Source organism: Streptomyces sp. N50 (assembly GCF_033335955.1).
Classification (GTDB): Bacteria; Actinomycetota; Actinomycetes; order Streptomycetales; family Streptomycetaceae; genus Streptomyces.
The window spans coordinates 961,651-981,836 of the sequence record NZ_CP137550.1 but is presented as its reverse complement, the minus strand read 5'-3'; the positions used below and the strand labels follow the sequence as shown (position 1 = coordinate 981,836).

13 protein-coding genes and 1 pseudogene are annotated in these 20,186 nt (G+C 70.6%); 3 read left to right on the top strand and 11 right to left on the bottom strand.

What is annotated here, in order from left to right; all coding sequences use genetic code 11:
• Positions 1–51: 51 nt before the first annotated feature.
• Complete coding sequence (locus tag R2B38_RS49040; RefSeq protein WP_318022683.1) at positions 52–1,362, top strand: MFS transporter; 1,311 nt, start codon at positions 52–54, stop codon at positions 1,360–1,362.
• 2 nt (positions 1,363–1,364) lie between these two features.
• Here R2B38_RS49040 and R2B38_RS49035 read toward each other — a convergent pair whose 3' ends face one another.
• The 4 genes from R2B38_RS49035 to R2B38_RS49020 form a co-directional block, all read right to left on the bottom strand.
• Complete coding sequence (locus R2B38_RS49035; RefSeq protein ID WP_033280849.1) at positions 1,365–1,814, bottom strand: cyclic nucleotide-binding domain-containing protein; 450 nt, start codon at positions 1,812–1,814, stop codon at positions 1,365–1,367.
• Positions 1,815–2,063: 249 nt separating this feature from the next.
• The gene (locus tag R2B38_RS49030; protein WP_318022682.1) at positions 2,064–2,243 is read right to left on the bottom strand and encodes a hypothetical protein; all 180 of its coding nucleotides are present in this window, start codon (positions 2,241–2,243) and stop codon (positions 2,064–2,066) included.
• A gap of 28 nt (positions 2,244–2,271) precedes the next feature.
• Positions 2,272–4,521 carry an FUSC family protein gene (locus tag R2B38_RS49025; RefSeq protein ID WP_318022681.1) on the bottom strand — a complete coding sequence of 750 codons (2,250 nt, stop codon included), beginning with the start codon at positions 4,519–4,521 and terminating at the stop codon, positions 2,272–2,274.
• A 47-nt stretch (positions 4,522–4,568) separates the two neighbouring features.
• Positions 4,569–5,945, bottom strand: coding sequence for an NAD(P)/FAD-dependent oxidoreductase (locus R2B38_RS49020; RefSeq protein WP_318022680.1), 1,377 nt, complete (start codon positions 5,943–5,945; stop codon positions 4,569–4,571).
• 248 nt (positions 5,946–6,193) lie between these two features.
• Here R2B38_RS49020 and R2B38_RS49015 point away from each other — a divergent pair, with 248 nt between their 5' ends.
• Positions 6,194–7,018, top strand: coding sequence for a methyltransferase domain-containing protein (locus R2B38_RS49015; protein ID WP_318022679.1), 825 nt, complete (start codon positions 6,194–6,196; stop codon positions 7,016–7,018).
• A gap of 265 nt (positions 7,019–7,283) precedes the next feature.
• On the opposite strand, the pseudogene R2B38_RS49010 reads toward R2B38_RS49015, so the two are convergent.
• Positions 7,284–9,187: pseudogene (locus tag R2B38_RS49010) on the bottom strand (AMP-dependent synthetase/ligase).
• Positions 9,188–9,354: 167 nt separating this feature from the next.
• Between R2B38_RS49010 and R2B38_RS49005 the strand changes: the two are divergent.
• Positions 9,355–10,746 carry an aminotransferase class V-fold PLP-dependent enzyme gene (locus R2B38_RS49005; RefSeq protein ID WP_318022678.1) on the top strand — a complete coding sequence of 464 codons (1,392 nt, stop codon included), beginning with the start codon at positions 9,355–9,357 and terminating at the stop codon, positions 10,744–10,746.
• A gap of 16 nt (positions 10,747–10,762) precedes the next feature.
• Here R2B38_RS49005 and R2B38_RS49000 read toward each other — a convergent pair whose 3' ends face one another.
• The 6 genes from R2B38_RS49000 to R2B38_RS48975 form a co-directional block, all read right to left on the bottom strand.
• Positions 10,763–12,436: an ATP-binding cassette domain-containing protein gene (locus R2B38_RS49000; RefSeq protein ID WP_318022677.1), complete on the bottom strand. Its 1,674-nt coding sequence runs from the start codon at positions 12,434–12,436 to the stop codon at positions 10,763–10,765.
• 12 nt (positions 12,437–12,448) lie between these two features.
• On the bottom strand, positions 12,449–14,662 hold the full coding sequence (gene glgB, locus R2B38_RS48995; RefSeq protein ID WP_318022676.1) for a 1,4-alpha-glucan branching enzyme: 2,214 nt from the start codon (positions 14,660–14,662) through the stop codon (positions 12,449–12,451).
• Positions 14,663–14,667: 5 nt separating this feature from the next.
• Entirely contained in the window at positions 14,668–16,035 is a 1,368-nt protein-coding gene (locus R2B38_RS48990) for a maltokinase N-terminal cap-like domain-containing protein (RefSeq protein ID WP_318022675.1), read from the bottom strand.
• A 28-nt stretch (positions 16,036–16,063) separates the two neighbouring features.
• Positions 16,064–17,782, bottom strand: a complete 1,719-nt coding sequence (treS, locus tag R2B38_RS48985) for a maltose alpha-D-glucosyltransferase (protein ID WP_318022674.1) — start codon at positions 17,780–17,782, stop codon at positions 16,064–16,066.
• Entirely contained in the window at positions 17,779–19,770 is a 1,992-nt protein-coding gene (locus tag R2B38_RS48980; RefSeq protein WP_318022673.1) for an alpha-1,4-glucan--maltose-1-phosphate maltosyltransferase, read from the bottom strand. The genes treS and R2B38_RS48980 overlap by 4 nt, the downstream gene beginning before the upstream one ends.
• A gap of 73 nt (positions 19,771–19,843) precedes the next feature.
• Positions 19,844–20,146, bottom strand: a complete 303-nt coding sequence (locus R2B38_RS48975) for a DUF5133 domain-containing protein (protein ID WP_318022672.1) — start codon at positions 20,144–20,146, stop codon at positions 19,844–19,846.
• Positions 20,147–20,186 lie beyond the last annotated feature (40 nt).

Genomic DNA, 20,186 nt, shown 5'->3' with positions numbered 1-20,186 from the left:
CTGAGATAGTGAACCCCGGTCGATTAGATGTAGCGAGCAACCAGGAAGCCAGTGGACACGAGCGAGAGCACCGACAGCGGCACGGAACCCGAGTCGCGGAAGGACCGGGAACCGGCGACGGGCCCCCGGCGCGGCTGGCGCCGCTGGGCGATGGACACCCGCCCGCTGCGCATCCCCGCCTACCGCCGCCTGTGGTCCTCGACCATCGTCACGGCCGTCGGCAGCCAGCTCACCGCCGTCGCCGTACCCAAGCAGATCTACGACATCACCGGCTCCTCCGCCTGGGTCGGCGCCGCCAGCATGGCCGGCCTTGCGCCGCTCATCGTGTTCGCGCTGTGGGGCGGCTCGCTCGCCGACAGCATGGACCGCCGCAAACTGCTGCTGATCACCAACAGCGGCATAGCCGTGACCTCGGTGCTGTTCTGGGTGCAGGCGGCCATCGGGCTCGACTCGGTGGCCACGCTGATGGCGCTGCTCGCCCTGCAGCAGGCCTTCTGGGGCCTCAACGCGCCCGCCCGCAACGCCTCCATCGCCCGTCTGGTCCCGGCCGGGCAGCTGCCCGCGGCCAACGCCCTGGGCTCGACCGTCATGCAGACCGGTCAGGTCCTCGGACCGCTTCTCGCGGGCGCCCTCATCCCGGTCATCGGCCTGCCCGAGCTGTATCTCATCGACGCGCTGGCGCTGTGCGTCACGCTCTGGGCGGTCGTCCGGCTGCCCTCGCTGCCGCCCCTGGAGTCCGCGACCCCGCGCCGCGCGGGCTGGCGGGAGATCGTCGCGGGCTTCCGCTACATCTCGCTGCACAAGGTGCTGCTGCTGTCCTTCCTCGCCGACATCATCGCGATGGTCTTCGGCATGCCCCGCGCCCTGTTCCCGCAACTCGCCGCGCAGACCTACTCGTCCTACGACGAGGGCCTCGCGCTCGGCATGCTGTTCGCGGCGATCCCCATCGGGGCGGTGGTCGGCGGACTGTTCTCCGGCACGTTCTCGCGGGCGCGGCGGCACGGCTGGATGGTGATCGGCGCGGTCGTCGCCTGGGGCGCGGCCATCACCGGGTTCGGGCTGAGCCGCAACCTGTGGATCGGCGTGGCGTTCCTGGCCGCCGCCGGGGTCGCCGACATGGTCTCCATGGTGTTCCGCGGGGCGATCCTGCTCTCCGCCGCGACCGACGAGATGCGCGGCCGTATGCAGGGCGTCTTCACCGTCGTGGTGGCCGGCGGCCCGCGTCTCGCCGACGTGCTGCACGGCACGGCCGGTTCGGCCCTCGGCACGCGTCCGGCGGTCGCGGGCGGCGGCATCCTGGTCATCGTCATCATGCTCGGCCTGGCCGCCGCGGTCCCGGCGCTGCGCCGCTACCGCATCTGACCTCAGACCGGCCGGTGGATCGCGTAGTGCTCCATCAGCTTGCTCCGGGTCATCGCCAGCCGGTGCGCGAGGATCTCCGCGACGATCCGGACCAGGGAGAGCCCGAGCAGCGGATCCTCCACGCTCAGGGCGAGGACGGCCGCCGCGTCGAACTCGTAGGCCCGCACGGCACTGAACGCCTCCGCGCCGAAGTCCCACTCGTACGGCGGGAACAGCCACGACCAGCCGAGCAGGTCGCCCGCGCCGAGCGTGGCCACGGTGACCCGCTGCTGCGGGGTGACCCGCTGGTCGAGCGAGACGGCGCCGGAGCGGACGACCCAGAACCGGTCGGCCGTGCCGCCCGCCTCGAAGATCCTGGAGTCCTCGGCGAACGAGACCTCCTGCGCGACCTCCATCAGCCGTTCGCGCTGGGCCTGGGGCAGGGCGGTCAGCAGTTTTATCGCTTTGGTCATGGCACAGGGCTCCTCGCCGGCAGCGGATCCGGAATTCTCCCTACGCCCATTTCAGCCTCTGCCGACGTCCCAGGCACCTCGGGGGACGGAATCGGGGCATGAAAAAGCCCTGGCTGGACGGGGGAGACCAGCCAGGGCCGTAAGCGGTGGCGCGGGGGACGGTACGGTCGACCCCGTATCCACGTATGAATGAACCGTAAACCATCAGCGGGCATTTCGTACCCACTTCAACCGGTCGCGTGACCGGTTTCACTTCGCGGCACGCTGCCCGGGGGCCACGATCTCGTCCAGCACCCGCAGAACCGCCTCGTAGGCCACTTCCCTCACGGCGTCGCCCTGTTGGGACCACGTCTGCACCTCCTGGGCGGCGAAGGCCCGGGCCCGCCGGATGCGCCGCAACAGTTCGTCCGAGTCCACGACATCAGTCATGCCCGTCGCCTACCCAGGCGCGCGCAGTTCACTTCACCGGCGCCGCGATCGGCACGCCGAGCGGCCGGGCCAGGCCCGTCACGGCCTCGTCGAGGCGCTGCAGATGCCGCAGCACGCGGTCGGTGACCCGGCCGTAGCGCGGGGTCCCCGGCGTCCCGGGCCGCAGCAGGGACGCGATGCTCGGCCCGGTCTCGATCTCGCCGACGGCGTCCCCGTCGGAGACATGGGCGCCGATCACCCCGATGTTGTGCACGATCCGCCGCCCCGCCTCACGCAGCCGGGGATCGGCCGCGATCGACGGATGCGTGGGCAGCAACTCGGCCGTGGCCGCCAGATACCGCGCGTGATAGGCACAGGTCTCCAGCAGCGCGACGACGTACCGTGCCGTGTCCCGGCGCGCCCGCAACGGCGTGATCGGGTGCGTCAACGGCTGCGTGGACGCGCTCAGATCCGCCAGCGCCTGGTCCAAGTCCCGCGCCTTGTCGAGCAGTTCGGCCGCGGCCCCGCCGCTGAGCTGGTCGACGGCGGCCTCGGTGACGTCCGTGAGCCGCTCCAGCACGGTGCCGAGCAGTTCGTTCGTACGGCGGTCCGTGTGCACCGGCAGCACCAGCGCCGCCGCGACCACCCCGCAGGCCGCGCCGAGCGCCGTCTCCTCGATCCGCAGCAGCAGCACCGACGCGCTGTAGGTGTGCAGCAGCGTGTAGAGCAGGCCCAGCATCGCGGTGACGAAGAAGGACATCAGGGTGTACGACAGCGGCGCCGTGTAGAACATCGCGAAGATGAACAGCAGCACCAGCGCGAACGCCGTCCACGTGTGATGCCCGACCAGGCCCGCGAGACCGATACCGGCGATGACACCTAGGACGGTGCCCAGCAGCCGCCGGTAGCCCTTGACGAGGATCTCGCCCGTGGACGAGGTGTTGATGAAGACGATCCAGCAGGTCAGCACCGCCCAGTACCAGCGCTGGCTGGACAGGAACTCGCCGCCGATGATCGCCAGCGACGACCCCACCGCCACCTGCACGGCCGCCCGCGTGGTCGGCCGCCGCAGCCCGGTGCGCTCCGCGTCCTCCTGCTCGGCCTCCTCGCTGCCCGCGATGGCGACGTCCTCCGCGTCCAGCTCCTCGCGCGAGCGGGTCGTCGCGGGCGTGTCCTCCGACTCGTCCTGCGGCCCGTCCACCGCGATCCGCAGCCCCAGCACCGCACGCCCTGCCTCACCGATGCCCCGGAACACGTCCTGGACGGCGTCCGAGGCGGGCGGCAGGTTCTCCTCCTCGCGGTAGCCCAGCAGCCGGTTGCGCACATGCGCCAGCCCGGTGCCCGAGTCCGTGCCCGCGGGCCGCAGGACGAGCAGGCGCAGCGCCTCCAGATCGCGGCGCAGTGTGTCGGTGGCCTCGTCCCGCGCCGGCAGCAGGTCGGCCACGGGGACCGGTGCGCCCGGCAGATGCAGGGTCAGGGTGTGGCCCCGCTCGGCGCTGCGCGCGGTCAGCAGGAGCAGGCCGAGCCGCTCGGCGGCGACCTCGGCGTCCGCGATACGGCGCTGCACGAGCCGTGCCACCGTCTCGTCGGAGGTCCCGTCCTCCAGCCGGCCCTGGATCAGCAGCGCCGTCTCGTGCAACCGCGCGGTGCCCTCGCGTACGTCGGCGAGGGCCTTCTCCATGTCGTCGGGACCGGCGTCGAGCAACGCGAGCTGCGCGGTGACGAGCTGGGCGAACCGCGCCCGGAACGCCCGCCGCAGCCGGTCCAGCGTCCCCGCGGGCGTCTCCGGCACCAGCGCGAACCGCACCAGCGCGCTGCACACGAAGGCGACGCCGAGCACGCCGTACAGCCGCGGCAGCGCGGAGACGGTCGCGCCGACGAACAGGGACAGGAAGTAGATCTGGAAGCCGATCAGGCCGAGGGCCGTGCCGCGGTCGCCGAAGCGGCGGCTGTAGACGGCGCCGAAGATCAGCAGGACGAAGAAGACGTCACCGGCCACCACCCGCGAGTTCAGCAGCGCGCTCAGCGACACCGAGGCCAGCGCCACCGGCAGACCGAGCGCGAGCGTCACCGCCTGCTGGGTGCGCTGTTTCTCGCGGATGGCGAACGTGGAGACCATCGCCGCCATCGCTCCGGCGACCAGATGCGGCACCGAGGCCCGCGCCAGGGAGAGCACGGTCAGTGTGAGGGCGATCGAGGCCACCGTCCGCAGCCCGGCCGTCAGCCGCAGCAGTCCGGGATCGGACGCCGCGACGCGATACCGAACCCGTGCCCACGCCGCCCGTCCCACTGCCCTCACGCCGCCGTACTCTCCCCAGGTTCACATCAAGATCCGTGACACCGATGCTACGGCTCCTGGGTCCCGGACCCTTCGACGCGGTCCCGTACCTGCTCCGCCGACAGATACGAGTCGGTGTACTCGAAGTCCTTCAGCGTGGCCGGTTTGCGGGCCTGGAAGCCGGTGCGCACGAAGTCGTCGCCTGCCAGCGCGTTCAGCGTCCAGTTGGTCGCGACGCGGACCTTGGCGACGTTCGTGCGCAGCGCCGACCAGTGGTAGCCGCGGGCCACGACCTGGGCGGGGAAACCGCGCAGTTCGATGCCGAGCGGCTTGGACACCGCGTCCTTGCCGCCGAGGTCCACGACGAGCCCGAGATCCTTGTGGACGTACTTCTTCAGAGGCTGGTTGCGCAGGGTCGCGATCACGTTCTCGGCGACCACCTTGCCCTGCCGCATGGCGTGCTGCGCGGTCGGCGGGCAGATCGCGCCGTCGCCGCCCTTGGCCTCGTCCGGCACCGCGCCCGCGTCACCGAGCGCGAACACCCCGTCGTGTCCGGGCAGGTTCATGTCCGCGGTGACCGCGAGCCGCCCCCGTACCGTCTCCGCGCCCAGCGTGGCGATCAGCGGGCTGGCGACCACACCGGCCGTCCAGATCAGCGTCCGGGTCGGCACCACCCGGCCGTCGGTGAAGGTGACCTCCTCGGGCCCTGCCTTCGCGATCGAGACGCCCAGGGAGATGTCGATACCGCGCTTGGTCAGGATCTCCTGCGCGCTCTTGCCGAGCTTGTCGCCCAGCTCGGGCATCAGCTTCGGCGCGATGTCGATGAGGTGCCACTTGATCAGACCCGGGTCGATCCGCGGGTAGCGCTTGACCGCCGCGTGCGTCAGCTTCTGCAGACAGGCGGCCGTCTCGGTACCGGCGTACCCACCGCCCACCACCACGAACTGCAGCCGCGACGCCTTCTCCGCCGGGTCGTCGCTCGCGTCCGCGAGGTCCAGCTGCGTGATGACGTGGTCGCGGATGTACGCGGCCTCCGCCAGGGTCTTCATCCCGAAGGCGTGATCCGTCAGCCCGGGGATGTCGAAGGTGCGGGTGATGCTGCCGGGGGAGAGGACGATGTAGTCGTAGGGCTCGTTCACGATCTCGTCGTTGATCGTGCGGATCACACAGACCTTGGCCTTGATGTCCACACCGATCGCGCCGCCCGGGATGATCCGGGTGCGGTACTTGCTGCTGCGGCGCAGCGAGACGGCGATCGACTGCGGGGTCAGGACGCCGGAGGCGACCTGGGGCAGCAGGGGCAGATAGAGCTGGTAGGAGAACGGCGTCACCAGCGTGACGTCGGCTTCCTCCGGGGTCAGTTTCCTCTCCAGGCGGCGAACGCACTCCACTCCTGCGAAGCCTGCGCCAACCACCAGGATCCTCGGTCGTGTCACGGTGTTCATCCCTTCTGCGGCTCCAGGCGGTCTGCCTCGACGCCGTACGCCTGCCCTGGATCGCTGCCTCGCACCACAGTCGATCCCACCGTGCCGGGAGCCGTTCCGCCAGCTGAGCGCGGCAGGCAGACGAACGCGTGGGCACCAGCATGCCCCGCCGACGCCCTCCGTACGCCGCGGACGTGTGAACAAATGGCGTACCTGAATGACCTTTGACCGATCCCGAGACGATCGCCGTGGACCGTAGAGTGCACGCCATGTCGCACACTCAGCCCGAGCCGGGGTCAGGCTTCCGTACCCAGAACATCGACGCCGGCAACGTGACGCGGCTGGTGGCCGCGCTCGACATCCAGGAAGCCAATCCAGGCGTACGGCGACTGCGCGCGTGGGCCCACGAGGCCCTCGCCCCGGGCAGCGGGGAACACGCCCTCGACGTCGGGGCCGGCACCGGCTCGACCACCCGTGAACTGGCCGCGGCCGTGGGCTCGAACGGCTCGGCACTCGGCGTCGAACCCAACCCCGGGCTGCGCGCGATCGCTGAGGAACGCGCCGCGTCGGCCGGGAACCCGGCCCGCTTCACGGACGGCGACGCGCTGTCCCTGCCGGTGCCCGACGCTTCCGTGGACCTCGTCTGGTGCGAACGGGTGCTCCAGCACCTCGCGGAACCCGACAAGGCCGTCGCCGAGATCGCCCGCGTGCTGCGCCCCGGCGGGCGCGTGGCGCTGCTCGACACCGACTGGGCGACCACGATCCTGCATCCGGGCGACCCCGAGGTCACCGCCGCGTTCACCTCCGGCGCCCTCACCGGCGCGGCCAACCCCTACTCGGGACGCCGGCTCGTCGGCCAGCTCAGCGCCGCCGGACTCGTCGTCGACGACCGCGGCTCGCAGGCGCTGCTCCAGGACCACCGCTCGGTGGCCTGGCCGCTGATCCGCATGCTCGGCGAGTCCGCGGTCCGCCGCGGCGCCCTGACCGAGGCCCAGCGCGACCGCGCCTACACCGACCTCTCCGAGGCCGCCGAGCGGGGCGCGCTGCACATGTCCGTGACGATGTTCGCGGTCGTCGCCCACCGCCCGGAGTGACGCCCGCCGGGAGTGCGCCCACTGGGCGTGCCATCGCCGGGAGTGATGCCTGCGCGGAGTGACGCCCGCCGGGAGTGCGCCCACTGAGCGTGCCCTCGCCGGGAGTGATGCCTGCGCGGAGTGACTCCTGCCGGAAGTGATTCCTGCCAGTAGTGCGCTTCGCCTGGACTGCCCTCGCCGGGGGTGATGCCTGCGCGGAGTGCCCCCTGCCGGGAGTGCGCTCCGCCCGGACCGCCCCCGCCTCGGGTGACCTCCGGCCGGTGACCTAGCGGAACACGTTGTCCGCGTCGTCCCAGCCCGCGAGCTGTTCCTCCGCCAACTGCTGCGGGGCACGCGCGCGTGCCTGGTACATCGCGTCGATCTCGAACGCGTAGTGCCGCACGATCGCGTCCCTGCGCAGCTTCATCGACGGCGTCAGCAGCCCGCCCGCGACGTCGAACGGTTGCGGGAGCACCCGGAACACCCGGATCGACTCGGCGCGCCCCACAGGGCTGTTGGCGGCCGCCACGGCCCGCGTGATCTCCTCCCGCAGCGCGTTCTCCTCCCGCGCCTCCCGGCCCCGCGCGTCGCTCTGCAGCGCGAGACCGGCCCGCCAGTGCGCCACGAACTCCGGGTCCAGCGTGAGCAGCGCCCCCACACACGGACGGTCGTCGCCCACGACCACCGCCTGATGGATCAGCGGATGCATCCGCAGCCGGTTCTCCAGCGCGGCCGGCGCCACGCTCTTGCCGCTGCTGGTGATGATGATGTCCTTCTTGCGGCCGGTGATCGTCAGATACCCCTCGGTGTCCAGCCGCCCGATGTCCCCCGTGGCCAGCCACCCCGCGTGCATCGCGGCCCGGGTCGCCCGCTCGTCGTTGATGTAACCCTGGAACACCGAGGGCCCGTGCACCAGGATCTCCCCGTCCTCCGCGACTCGGATCTCCGTGCCCGGCAGCGCCTGCCCCACCGTGCCGATCTTCTCCCGGCCCAGCGGCTGCATCGTGATCCCGCCGGCGGTCTCCGTCAGCCCGTAACCGTCGTGCACGAGGATGCCGATACCCGAGTAGAACAAGGACAGTTCACGGTTCAGGGGTGAGCCGCCCGACGTCGCGCGGACCACCCGGCCGCCCAGCGCCGACCGCAGCTTGCGGTACACCGTCCGCTCGAACACGGCGTGCTGGAGCCGCAGATCGAAGGCGGGACCCGAACCCCGGCCGAGTCTCTGTCTCTCCTCGGCCGCGGCGAACTCCCGCGCGGTCGACGCGGCCCGCTCGAACAGGGCGCCGCGGCCCGTCTGTTGGGCCGTACGGAGAAAGTTCTTGTAGATCTTCTCGAAGATCGACGGCACCGCGTACAGGTACGTGGGCCGGAAGGTGCGCAGCGCCGACACCAGCGCCGCCTCGGTCATCTCCGGCTCGTGCGCCATCAGCCAGCCGCCGCGCATGCACAGCCCCTGGATCATCAGCCCGTACACGTGCGAGAACGGCAGGAAGGCCAGCACGGCCGGCTGTTCCCCGGCGGGGCCGCCGTGTGCGACCAGCCCGAGAGCAGCGTGTCGCAGGGGCTGGCGAGACTGCGGTGGCTCAGCGCGCAGCCCATGGGGCGGCCCGATGTCCCCGAGGTGTAGGCGATCACCGCGGTGGAGTCCGGCATCACGATCCGGCGCAGCGAGTCCACCGTGGTCTGCGGGATGTACGTGCCCCGCTCCACGATCTGGGCCAGTGCCCCGGAGTCCAGCTGCCAGACGTGCCGCAGCAGCGGCAGCGCGGCACACACCGTGCCGACGGTCATGATGCCCTGCTCGTCCTCCACGACCACGGCCACACAGTTGGCGTCCCGCAGGATCCACTCGACCTGCTCCCGCGAGGACGTCGGATGCACCGGCACGACCTCGGCGCCGACCGCCCACAGGGCGTGGCTGAGCACGGTCCACTCGTAACGGGTACGGGCCATGATCGCGACCCGGCTGCCCGGCGATATCCCGGAGGCGATCAACCCCTTTGCCAGATCGACGACTTCGTCCCGCAGCTCTACGGCCGTCACCTCCTCCCACTCCGTGGAGGACGGGTCCGCCTTGCGTGCGATCAGGGGGAGGGTGGGATGGAGGACCGCGGTCTCGAAGATGCTGTCGGCGAGGCCGCCGTTGAAGGTGGAGGTGGGGGGTGGAGCGACGGCGAAGTCGCGCATGCGCTGCTCCTGGGTTGTACGGGGCGTGACTCTGCCGATCATTACTGTTATCGACGGTGCTCGAATGTAGCCCAGGTGTGAGCGTTTGGTGAGGGGAACCGGGAAGTGCCCTTGCGCAGTTTGATGGTTGAGTGGGACCGACCTGACAAAGCGGGGGGTACGAGGACATGAACGCGGTGGATCTCGGCGAGTTGAGGGCGCGCGACTTCGGTTACCTGGACGCCGAAGGGCACACCTATCTCGACTACACGGGCGCCGGACTCGCCCCGGCCTCCCTGGTCCGGGCCAGCGCCGCGCGCATCACCGGAAGCGTCTTCGGCAACCCCCACTCGGAGAGCCCCGCCTCCCGCGCCTCGGGCGACCTGCTCGCCCGGGCCCGCGCCGCGGTGCTACGGCACTTCCACGCGGACCCGGCCGAGTACACGGTGGTGTTCACCGCGAACGCGACGGCCGCGCTGCGCCTGGTCGGCGAGTCGTACCCGTTCGCCCCCGGCGGCCGGCTCGTGATGCTCCTCGACAACCACAACTCCGTGAACGGATTACGGGAGTACGCGCGAGCGGGCGGCGCGAAGACCGAGTATGTCCCGGTCCACGGCCAGGAGTTGGCGATCGACGAGGAGCGCCTGCACACCGCGCTGTCGGCCCGCGGGCGCCGCCGCGGACGCGGACTCCTCGCGTACCCGGCACAGAGCAACTTCACCGGCGTACGGCACTCCCTGGACTGGATCACCACGGCCCACGAACACGGCTACGACGTCCTGTTGGACGCCGCCGCGTTCGTGCCGACCAACCCCCTCGACCTCTCCCGCCACCACCCGGACTTCACCGTGGTCAGCTGGTACAAGGTGTTCGGCTACCCCACCGGCATAGGCAGCCTCGTCGTCCGCCGTGAGGCCCTCGCCCGGCTGCGCCGCCCCTGGTTCTCCGGCGGCACCATCTACGCCGCGAGCGCCCAGGCCCAGTGGCACGTCCTCGCGGAGGGCGAGGCGGCCTTCGAGGACGGCACCGTCAACTTCCTCTCCATACCCGACATCACGGCCGGCCTGGACTGGATCGACGCCATCGGCATGGACCGCGTCCACGACCACGTGACCCGCCTGACCGCTCAACTCCTCGCAGGAGTCGCCGAGTTGCGGCACAGCGACGGCTCCCCGATGGCGCGGGTCTACGGCCCCACCGGCACCGGACCCGCACGCGGCGGCACCGTCGCGCTCAACCTCCTCGACGCGGACGGCCGGGTGATCGACGAACGCGTCGTCTCCCAGGACAGCGCCGAGCACCGCATCTCCCTCCGCTACGGCTGCTTCTGCAACCCGGGCGCGGGGGAGGCCGCGTTCGCCCTGCCGCTGCGCAGCCTGCGCTCGGCGGCCCGCAAGCCCATGGGCTCCCTGGAGGAGTACCTGACCCTGCTGGGGCTGTCGTCGGCCGGCGCGGTACGGGTCTCGGTGGGCGTCTCCTCGCAACCCAGGGACGTGGAGACGTTTCTGGACTTCGTCGCGAACACGTACCGCGACCGCGTGCCGACGGTGGCCGGGCTCGCGGACCGGGCGGGCTGCTGACCGACGGGGTGGCGCCTCACCGCCCGGAGCGCGCGGCGGCCACCCCCTGACGGCACTTGCGCACCAGCACCGCCCAAGTCGCCGCCAGGAACAGCACGGTGAACCCCGCGAGGATCAGCCAGCCACGTCCCGCCGGATGCGCGAACGAGTCGCCGTAGGAGCGCAACAGGGGTGGTCCCGCAAGGGAGTTGCCGTCGCGCCACAGGCTCTCCAGGCCGATCGCGCCGCCCAGCGCCTCGAAGGCCCAGCGGTTGGTCATCGCCCAGCTGATCGCCTGCCCGGCCGACGCCATCCGGGGCACCGGCACGAACGCCCCCGAGAACAGCACCTGGGGGAAGCAGAGCAACGGCAGCATCAGGGTCGCCTGGCCCGGATCCGTGACGGCGGCAGAGGTGAGCAGCCCGAGGGCGAGCGCGGCGGCCGAGGCCAGCACGCTCGTGAGGAACAGCGAGGCGTACGTGTCCCAGCCCGCCGCCGGCAACCGGTCCAGCGCGCGCAGCACCGCCAGCAACAGCGCGTCCGCCGCTGCGAGTACCGGCAGGACGGTGGTCAACTTCGAGGCGACGTACGGTCCGATGCGCACCCCTGCCAGCCACTCCCGCCGCAGTACCGCCAACTCCGTGCAGATCTGCAGCAGTCCGTACGTCAGCCCGAAGAAGAACGCCCCGAACGCGATCCAGAACATGATCATCGCCGTGGACCCCGGATCGGGCGCCGCCGGGTCGAACGCGCCCGCCCGGAACAGCACCGCGAACATCGCCACGATCATCACCGGCGACCCCACGAACACCGCGACCGACAGCCGGTTGTGCACCAGCAGCGCCGTCGTACGACGGGTCAGCAGCGCCCACTGGCGTACGGCGCCGACGCGGGGCGGACGGTGCGCGACCGGTGCCGGAGCCGGTTTCGTACGCTGCACCGGGGTGGCACGCTCGGCACGCTTCCCTTCCGCCACCGCCGCGTACACGTCCTCGGCCGTCTCCGCCCCGAACGCCCCGAGCAGCGCGTCCGGCGCCCCCACGAACGCGACCGTCCCGCCCGGCGACAGGAACACGACCTGGTCGCAGCGCGGCAGATCGGCCAGGACATGGGTGGTGAGGACGACGGTGGTTCCGGACTCGGCCAGCCCGCGCAGGGTCGACAGCAGCGCGGCGCCGGTCACCGGATCGAGGCCGGACGTGGGTTCGTCGAGGAAGAGCACCCGGGGGCGGGTGAGCAACTCGGCGGCGATACACGCCCGTTTGCGCTCCCCGCCGCTCAGCGCGCGCACCGGCGTGTCCGCGCGCTGCGCGAGCCCGAGGACGTCCAACACCTCCGTCACCCGTGCCGCCACCGCCTCACCCGGCATCCGCAGCCGCCCCGCGTACTCCAGCGTGCGCCGCAACGGCAGCTCACGGTGGATCACGTCCTCCTGCGGCACGAACCCGAACTCCGGCCCCGGCGGCCCCGGTTGGGCTCCGTCGTGCAGGACGTCCCCCGAGGTCGGGGCCTGGAGTCCCGCGAGGGTCTGCAGCAGCACGGTCTTGCCCGCGCCGCTGCTCCCCGCGATGACCATCAGCCGCCCTGCCCCGACCTCGAAGGACACGTCGTCCAACACCCGCCCCGCGCCCCGCACTTCCTGCGTGACGTCCCGTAACTCCAGGTGCAGGCCCGTCACTTGCGCGGTATCAGGGGAAATCGGCGTCGGCATGGGAGCAGCATGTCACCCCGGTGTCAGCCACACCGTCGCGAGGGGCGGGAGCGTGAGCCGGACATGGCCGTCCTCCGGTTCGACCGGGTCGGGGTTCCTGACGTCGCTGCCGCCGTAGAGCGCGGTGTCCGTGTTGAGGGCCTCCCGCCAGGCCGGGATCTCGTCGGGGACACCGAGACGGTAGTCATGGCGCACGACGGGGGAGAAGTTGCTGACGGCGAGGAGCGGCGAGCCCTCCGCGTCGAACCTCAGGAACGCGAAGACGTTGTCCTCGGCCGCGTCGCCCATCACCCATCGGAACCCGCCGGGGTCGGTGTCGCGCTGCCAGAGGGCGGGGGTCGCGCGGTAGACGGTGTTGAGGTCGCGGACGAGGTTTTGGACGCCCCGGTGATCGGGTGCGGCGTCATAGGCCGGGTCGAGGAGCCACCAGTCGGGGCCGTGGGATTCGGACCACTCGGCGCCCTGGGCGAACTCCTGGCCCATGAAGAGGAGTTGCTTGCCGGGGTGGGCCCACATGAATCCCAGATACGCACGGTGGTTGGCGCGCTGCTGCCACCAGTCGCCCGGCATCTTCGACACCAGCGACTGCTTCCCGTGGACGACTTCGTCGTGCGAGATGGGGAGGACGTAGTTCTCGCTGTAGGCGTACACCATGGAGAACGTCATCTCGTTGTGGTGGAACTTGCGGTGGACCGGCTCGTGCGACATGTAGTCCAGCGAGTCGTGCATCCAGCCCATGTTCCACTTGAACCCGAAGCCCAGGCCGCCGGTGTCGGTCGGCCGCGTCACCCCGTCCCAGGCGGTGGACTCCTCGGCGATCGTCACGACTCCGGGCACTCGGCGGTACACCGTCGCGTTCATCTCCTGGAGGAACGCCATCGCGTCGAGGTCCTCGCGCCCGCCATGGACGTTCGGGGTCCACTGGCCCGAGTCACGCGAGTAGTCGAGGTAGAGCATGGAGGCGACCGCGTCCACGCGCAGGCCGTCGATGTGGAACTCCTGGCACCAGAAGACGGCGTTCGCAACAAGGAAGTTGCGCACTTCGGTCCGGCCGAGGTCGAACTCGTAGGTGCCCCAGTCCGGATGCTCGGCCCGGCGCTCGTCCCCGGGTTCGTACAGCGGCTCCCCGTCGAACCGGGCCAACGCCCAGTCGTCCTTGGGAAAGTGCGCCGGAACCCAGTCCATGATCACGCCGATACCGGCCTGGTGGAACGCGTCGACGAGGAACTTGAAGTCGTCCGGGGTGCCCATGCGGGAGGTCGGCGCGTAGAAGCCGGTGACCTGGTAACCCCAGGAACCTCCGAAGGGGTGCTCGGCCACCGGCATGAACTCGACGTGGGTGAAGCCCAGTTCGTTCACATAGGCGGGGAGTTCCACGGCGAGCTGACGGTACGTCAAGCCCTGGCGCCAGGAGGCGAGATGGACCTCGTAGACCGAGAAGGGCGCCTCGTGGACCGGGGTCTGCGTCCGCCGCGCGAGCCAGTCCTCGTCGCCCCACTCGTAGTGCGAGGCCGTGACGATGGACGCCGTGGCGGGCGGCACTTCCGTACGGCGGGCCATCGGGTCGGCCTTGAGGAAGCGGTCGCCGTTCCGGGAGGTGATCTCGAACTTGTAGCGTGCGTCCTTGCCGACACCCGGCAGGAACAGCTCCCACACCCCCGACGAACCGAGCGACCGCATCGGGAATGCGGTCCCGTCCCAGGAGCTGAACTCCCCGGCGACACGCACCCCTTGGGCGTTCGGCGCCCACACGGTGAACCGGGTGCCGGCCACCCCGCCGTGCGTCATCGGCTCCGCGCCGAGCGCCTTCCACAGCTCCTCGTGGCGCCCCTCCTTGATGAGGTGCAGGTCGAGTTCGCCGAGGGCGGGGAGGAATCGGTACGGGTCATGGACCTCGTGCTCGTCGCCCTCCGCGTACGACACCAGCAGGGTGTACGCCGGGAGCGCGTCAAGCGGGAGCACGGCGGAGAAGAGGCCGCCGCCCTCCGAGGTGAGCGGGCTGCGCGTCCCGTCGATCACGACGCTCACGGCACGCGCGTACGGACGCAGCGCCCGGAAGGCGATCCCGCCCGGCACCGGGTGCGCGCCGAGCAGCGCGTGCGGGTCGTGGTGGGCACCGGAGAGGAGACGGTCGCGGTCGGCGGGGTCCAGGGGAGCGGAGGCGCACTGGGGTGCGGGCGTGGACGGACCGCCCGTCTCCTGAGGTGAAGTGTCGCGCAGGGCCACGGAGTTCAGCCTCCTCGGACGGCGAGACGTTCGATCGCCGCCATGGGTACGGGAAGCCAGTCCGGACGGTGTCTGGCCTCGTACAGCACTTCATACACGGCGCGGTCCGTCTCGTACGCGCGCAGCAGGGCGTGCTTGGTGCGGGGGTCCCAGCCGGCCCGGGCCGCGTAGCCCGCGCAGAAGGCCTCCCGGCAACGGCGCGCCCACTCGGGGCGCCAGGGGCGGCGCTGCCGGGCCGCGTAGTCGAAGGAGCGCAGCATGCCGGCGATGTCCCGCACCGGAGACTGCGCGCTGCGCCGTTCCGCCAGTGGCTTGGACGGTTCGCCCTCGAAGTCGATGACGAACCAGTCACGGCCGGCCCGCAGCACCTGCCCGAGATGCAGATCGCCGTGGATGCGCTGGGCGGGCGGCCCGGCATCGCGGCCGACGAGCGCGCCGAACGCGGTCCGCAGCCCCGGCACGAACGGCCGCAGCGCGGGCACGGAGTGCGCGGCCGCCTCCAGGCGCTCGGTCATCGCCGCCGCCGTACGGTCGTTCTCGGCGAGGGGGCGGCCGGCGGACGGAAAGGCCGTCGCCAGCGCGAGATGGACATCCGCGGTCGCCTGGCCCAACTCGTAGGCCTCCGTGGTGAATTCGTCCCCGGTGGCGAGTGCGTGCAGCGCGAGCGCCCAGCCGTCGGAGGCGTCCGGGAGGAACGGCTGGAGTACACCGAGCGTCGCGGCCCGCGGCTCCGCCGTCCGGAACCACGCCACCGGCGCCGGGACCCGCTGGCAGCCCTGCGCGGCCAGCGCACCCGGCAGCTCCAGGTCCGGATTGACGCCGGGCTGGATCCGACGGAACACCTTCAGGATGAACCGATCGCCGTACACCAGCGAGGAGTTGGACTGCTCGGCACCCAGCAGGCGAGGGGTGAGTCCCGCGGGCACGGACACCGACGGGTCCGCCTCGAAGTGCAGGGGGCCTGTCGTACCGGGATGCCGCAGCCGCTCCAGCAACAGCTCCGCCGAGCGCGGATCCTGTAGCGCGTCGTAGACCGCGAGACCCGCCAACGGACCTTCCTGCACACGGCCGATGTACGCCCGGGCGAGGCGCGGTGAGACGTGTTCCCGTACGCCGAGCAGGAGTTGGTAGCAGTCGCCGGGCGGGGGAGTGCCGCCCGGCGAGGGCACCGGCGTATGAGAGGCGTGGACCAGCAAGTGGAGGCAGCCCGGGAAGAGTTCGGTTGTGGACAGCACGTCGAGGTCGGCCACCGGACGGTCCTTGCCGGCGAACCAGCGCTGCCCGGGCAGCCATTCGCGCAGCAGCCCGGCGAGCGTGGCCAAAGGCCTGTCGACGCCGGGGCTGCTCAGTCGAAGCGGTGCGGTCTTCGGCATGGTGACGCGTCCTTTCGCCGGCACATCCTCAAAGTCGTCGGCCGATACGGGAAGCGGCTCGCGGGAGCCTGAACCAGTAGAAGCCGTGCCCCGCGAGCGTCAGCAGATACGGCAGTTCACCGATGGCCGGGAACCGCACCCCGCCGATCAGCTCCACGGGATGCCGGCCGTCGAACTCCCGCAGATCGAGCATCGTGGGCTGCGCGAACCGCGAGAAGTTGTGCACGCACAGGACGAGATCGTCCTCGTACTCACGCAGGAACGCGATCACCGCCGGGTTCGACGACTGGAGCTCCGTGTACGAGCCGAGCCCGAACGCCGGGTTCTGCTTACGGATCTCGATCATGCGGCGCGTCCAGTGCAGCAGCGAGGAGGGCGACGACATCGAGGCCTCGACGTTGGTGACCTGGTAGCCGTAGACGGGGTCCATGATGGCCGGCAGGAAGAGGCGGCCGGGGTCGCAGGAGGAGAAGCCCGCGTTCCGGTCGGGTGTCCACTGCATCGGCGTGCGCACGGCGTCGCGGTCGCCGAGCCAGATGTTGTCGCCCATGCCGATCTCGTCGCCGTAGTAGAGGATCGGCGAGCCGGGGAGGGAAAGCAGCAGGGCGGTGAAGAGTTCGATCTGGTTGCGGTCGTTGTCCAGCAGGGTCGCGAGGCGCCTGCGGATGCCGATGTTGGCGCGCATGCGGGGGTCCTTGGCGTACTCCGCCCACATGTAGTCGCGTTCCTCGTCGGTGACCATCTCCAGGGTCAACTCGTCGTGGTTGCGCAGGAAGATGCCCCACTGGCAACCCGAGGGAATGGCAGGGGTCTTGGCGAGGATTTCCGACACCGGATAGCGGGACTCGCGGCGGACGGCCATGAAGATCCGTGGCATGACGGGGAAGTGGAACGCCATGTGGCATTCATCCCCGCCGCCCTGGTAGTCGCCGAAGTAGTCGACGACGTCCTCGGGCCACTGGTTCGCCTCGGCCAGCAGCACGGTGTCCGGATACATCGCGTCGATCTCGCGGCGGACGCGCTTCAGGAAGTCGTGACTGGCGGGCAGATTCTCGCAGTTGGTGCCTTCGGCCGCATAGAGATAGGGGACGGCGTCGAGGCGGAAGCCGTCGATGCCGAGGTCGAGCCAGAAGCGGAGGGCGGCCAGGATCTCTTCCTGGACGGCCGGGTTCTCGTAGTTGAGGTCCGGCTGGTGGGAGAAGAAGCGGTGCCAGAAGTACTGCTTGCGGACGGGGTCGAAGGTCCAGTTGGAGGCTTCGGTGTCGACGAAGATGATGCGGGCGTCGGGGTACTGCTTGTCGTCGTCGGCCCACATGTAGTAGTCGCCGTACGGCCCGTCGGGGTCTTTTCGCGACTCCTGGAACCAGGGGTGCTGGTCGCTGGTGTGGTTCATGACGAAGTCGATGATGACGCGCATGCCGCGTTGGTGGGCGGAGTCGACGAACTCCACGAAGTCGGCCAGGTCGCCGAATTCGGGGAGTACGGCGGTGTAGTCCGAGACGTCGTAACCGCCGTCGCGCAAGGGGGATTTGAAGAACGGTGGGAGCCAGAGGCAGTCGACGCCGAGCCACTGGAGGTAGTCGAGTTTGGCGGTGATGCCCTTGAGGTCACCGACGCCGTCGCCGTTGCTGTCCTGGAAGGAGCGGACCAGGACCTCGTAGAAGACGGCGCGTTTGAACCACTCGGGGTCCCGGTCCTTGGCGGGAGTGTCCTCGAAGGTGTCGTGGACCGGTTCGTTGACAGTCATGAAGCTTTTGACCCTCCGCTCTGAGTGGACCGCCGGACGTGGAGCACGTGCGCGGGAGCCCGGCCGGGTTCGAGACGCACATAGTTGGTCCTGCCCCACTGATAGGACTCACCCGTCAGTTCGTCGTACACCGACATGGATTCGTTTGATTCCAGGCCGAGTTGCGGCATGTCCAACGAGACCGTGGCCTCCTGGGTGTGGTGCGGGTCGAGGTTGACGACCACCAGGACCGTGTCCACACCCGAGGTCTTGCTGTACGCGATCAGCGCGTCGTTGTCCGTCCGGTGGAAGCGGAGATTCCTGAGCTGGTGCAGCGAGGGGTGACGGCGCCGGATGTCGTTGAGCTTGCCCAGCAATGGCGCGATGCTACGTCCTTCCCGCTCGGCGGACTCCCAGTCGCGCGGGCGGAGTTGGTACTTCTCCGAGTCGAGATACTCCTCGCTGCCCGGCCGGAGAGGGGCGTTCTCGCAGAGTTCGTAGCCGCTGTAGACACCCCAGGTCGGGGACAGCGTGGCGGCGAGTACCGCGCGCAGTTCGAAGGCGGGTCGGCCGCCGTCCTGGAGGAACTCGTGCAGGATGTCGGGGGTGTTGACGAAGAGGTTCGGCCGCATGTAGGCCGCTGCCTCGCCCGACAACTCGCTGAGGTATTCGGTGAGTTCCTGCTTGGTGTTGCGCCAGGTGAAGTAGGTGTACGACTGCTGGAACCCGATCTGGGCGAGCGTGTGCATCATCGCGGGGCGTGTGAACGCCTCGGCCAGGAAGATGATGTCGGGGTCGGTGCCGTTGATCTCCGCGATCACCCGTTCCCAGAACACGACCGGCTTGGTGTGCGGGTTGTCGACGCGGAAGATCCGTACGCCGTGGTCCATCCAGTGACGTAGGACCCGGACGGTCTCGGTGATCAGGCCGTCCAGGTCGCGGTCGAAGGCGATGGGGTAGATGTCCTGGTACTTCTTCGGCGGGTTCTCCGCGTACGCGATCGTGCCGTCGGGGCGGTGGTGGAACCACTCCGGGTGTTTCTCCACCCAGGGGTGGTCCGGGGAGCACTGGAGCGCGAAGTCCAGCGCGATCTCCATGCCCAGCTCGGCGGCCCGGGCGACGAACGCGTCGAAGTCCTCCAGCGTGCCCAGCTGCGGGTGGATCGCGTCGTGGCCGCCCTCGGGGGAGCCGATCGCCCACGGGACGCCGACGTCCTCACGCCCTGCGGAGAGGGTGTTGTTCGGACCCTTGCGGAAGGTGCTCCCGATGGGGTGGATCGGCGGCAGGTAGACGACGTCGAAGCCCATCGCCGCGATGCCGTCGAGTCGCCGCGCGGCCGTACGGAACGTGCCGTGCGGGATCTCGACCGTGCCCTCGGAGCGCGGGAAGAACTCGTACCAGGCGCCGTAGAGGGCCCGTTCCCGCTCGACCACCAGAGACCTGGGCGCGCAAACCGTCACCAACTCCCGCAACGGATACCGCTCCAGCACCCCGTCCACATCCGGCGTCAACGCGGCCACGAACCGCGTCCCCACCGGCAACGTGTCGTCGCGCAGAGCCTCCGCGGCGGCCAGCATCGTGGCGCGGGCCGGGCCCTCGGGCACTCCGGTCGCGGCGCGGGCGTACAACTCCGCGCCCTCCTCCAGCATCAGGCCGATGTCGATGCCGGCCGGGATCTTGATGCGGGCGGCCCGGCGCCAGGTCGCGATGGGGTCGCCCCAGGCCTCCACGACGTAGGACCAACGGCCCGTCGCGTCCGGGGTGACCTCGGTGCCCCAGCGGTCGCTGCCGGGGGCGAGTTCGCGCATCGGGGTCCAGGGGCCGGGGCGGCCGTCCGGGTCGTGGAGCACGACGTTGGCGCCGATCGTGTCGTGGCCCTCGCGGAAGACGGTGGCGGTGACCTGGAACGTCTCGCCGACCACCGCCTTCGCCGGGCGGGCGCCGCTGTCCACGGACGGGCGTACGTCACGTACCGGAATGCGGCCGATGGCTGCCGGGGTCGCGTTCATGGGTCTCACCTCCGTCGTGCCGGAGGCCGGGCTGTTCGCCCGGCCGTGGGTCCAAGCTGCGCCGGAAGGGGGACTACCTTCCCGCCGGGGAACGCTGATCGACCGCGACGGGCGGCCCGCGGTGCACGACGGCCGCCGTACGGGGGCGGGCGTTCTGCTCCTGCTGGTAGGTGCTCCGGCCGCCGCGCAGAAAGCGTTCGGCGGCTTCCGCGGCCTCGCGCGCGCAGCGTTTCCCCATCAGCACGCACAAGGTGTAGCCCGAGTCCTCGAAGGTGGCCCGTACCGTCCGGTCGCCCGGCGATGCGAGCATCACGCGTTCCCACGCCCGATAGCGCCGCAGGTGGCGGGCGACTTCGGCGTTGGCGGGTAGCAGCATGGCGCTGTTCACCTTTCGCCTCGGCGGACCGCGGTTCCCG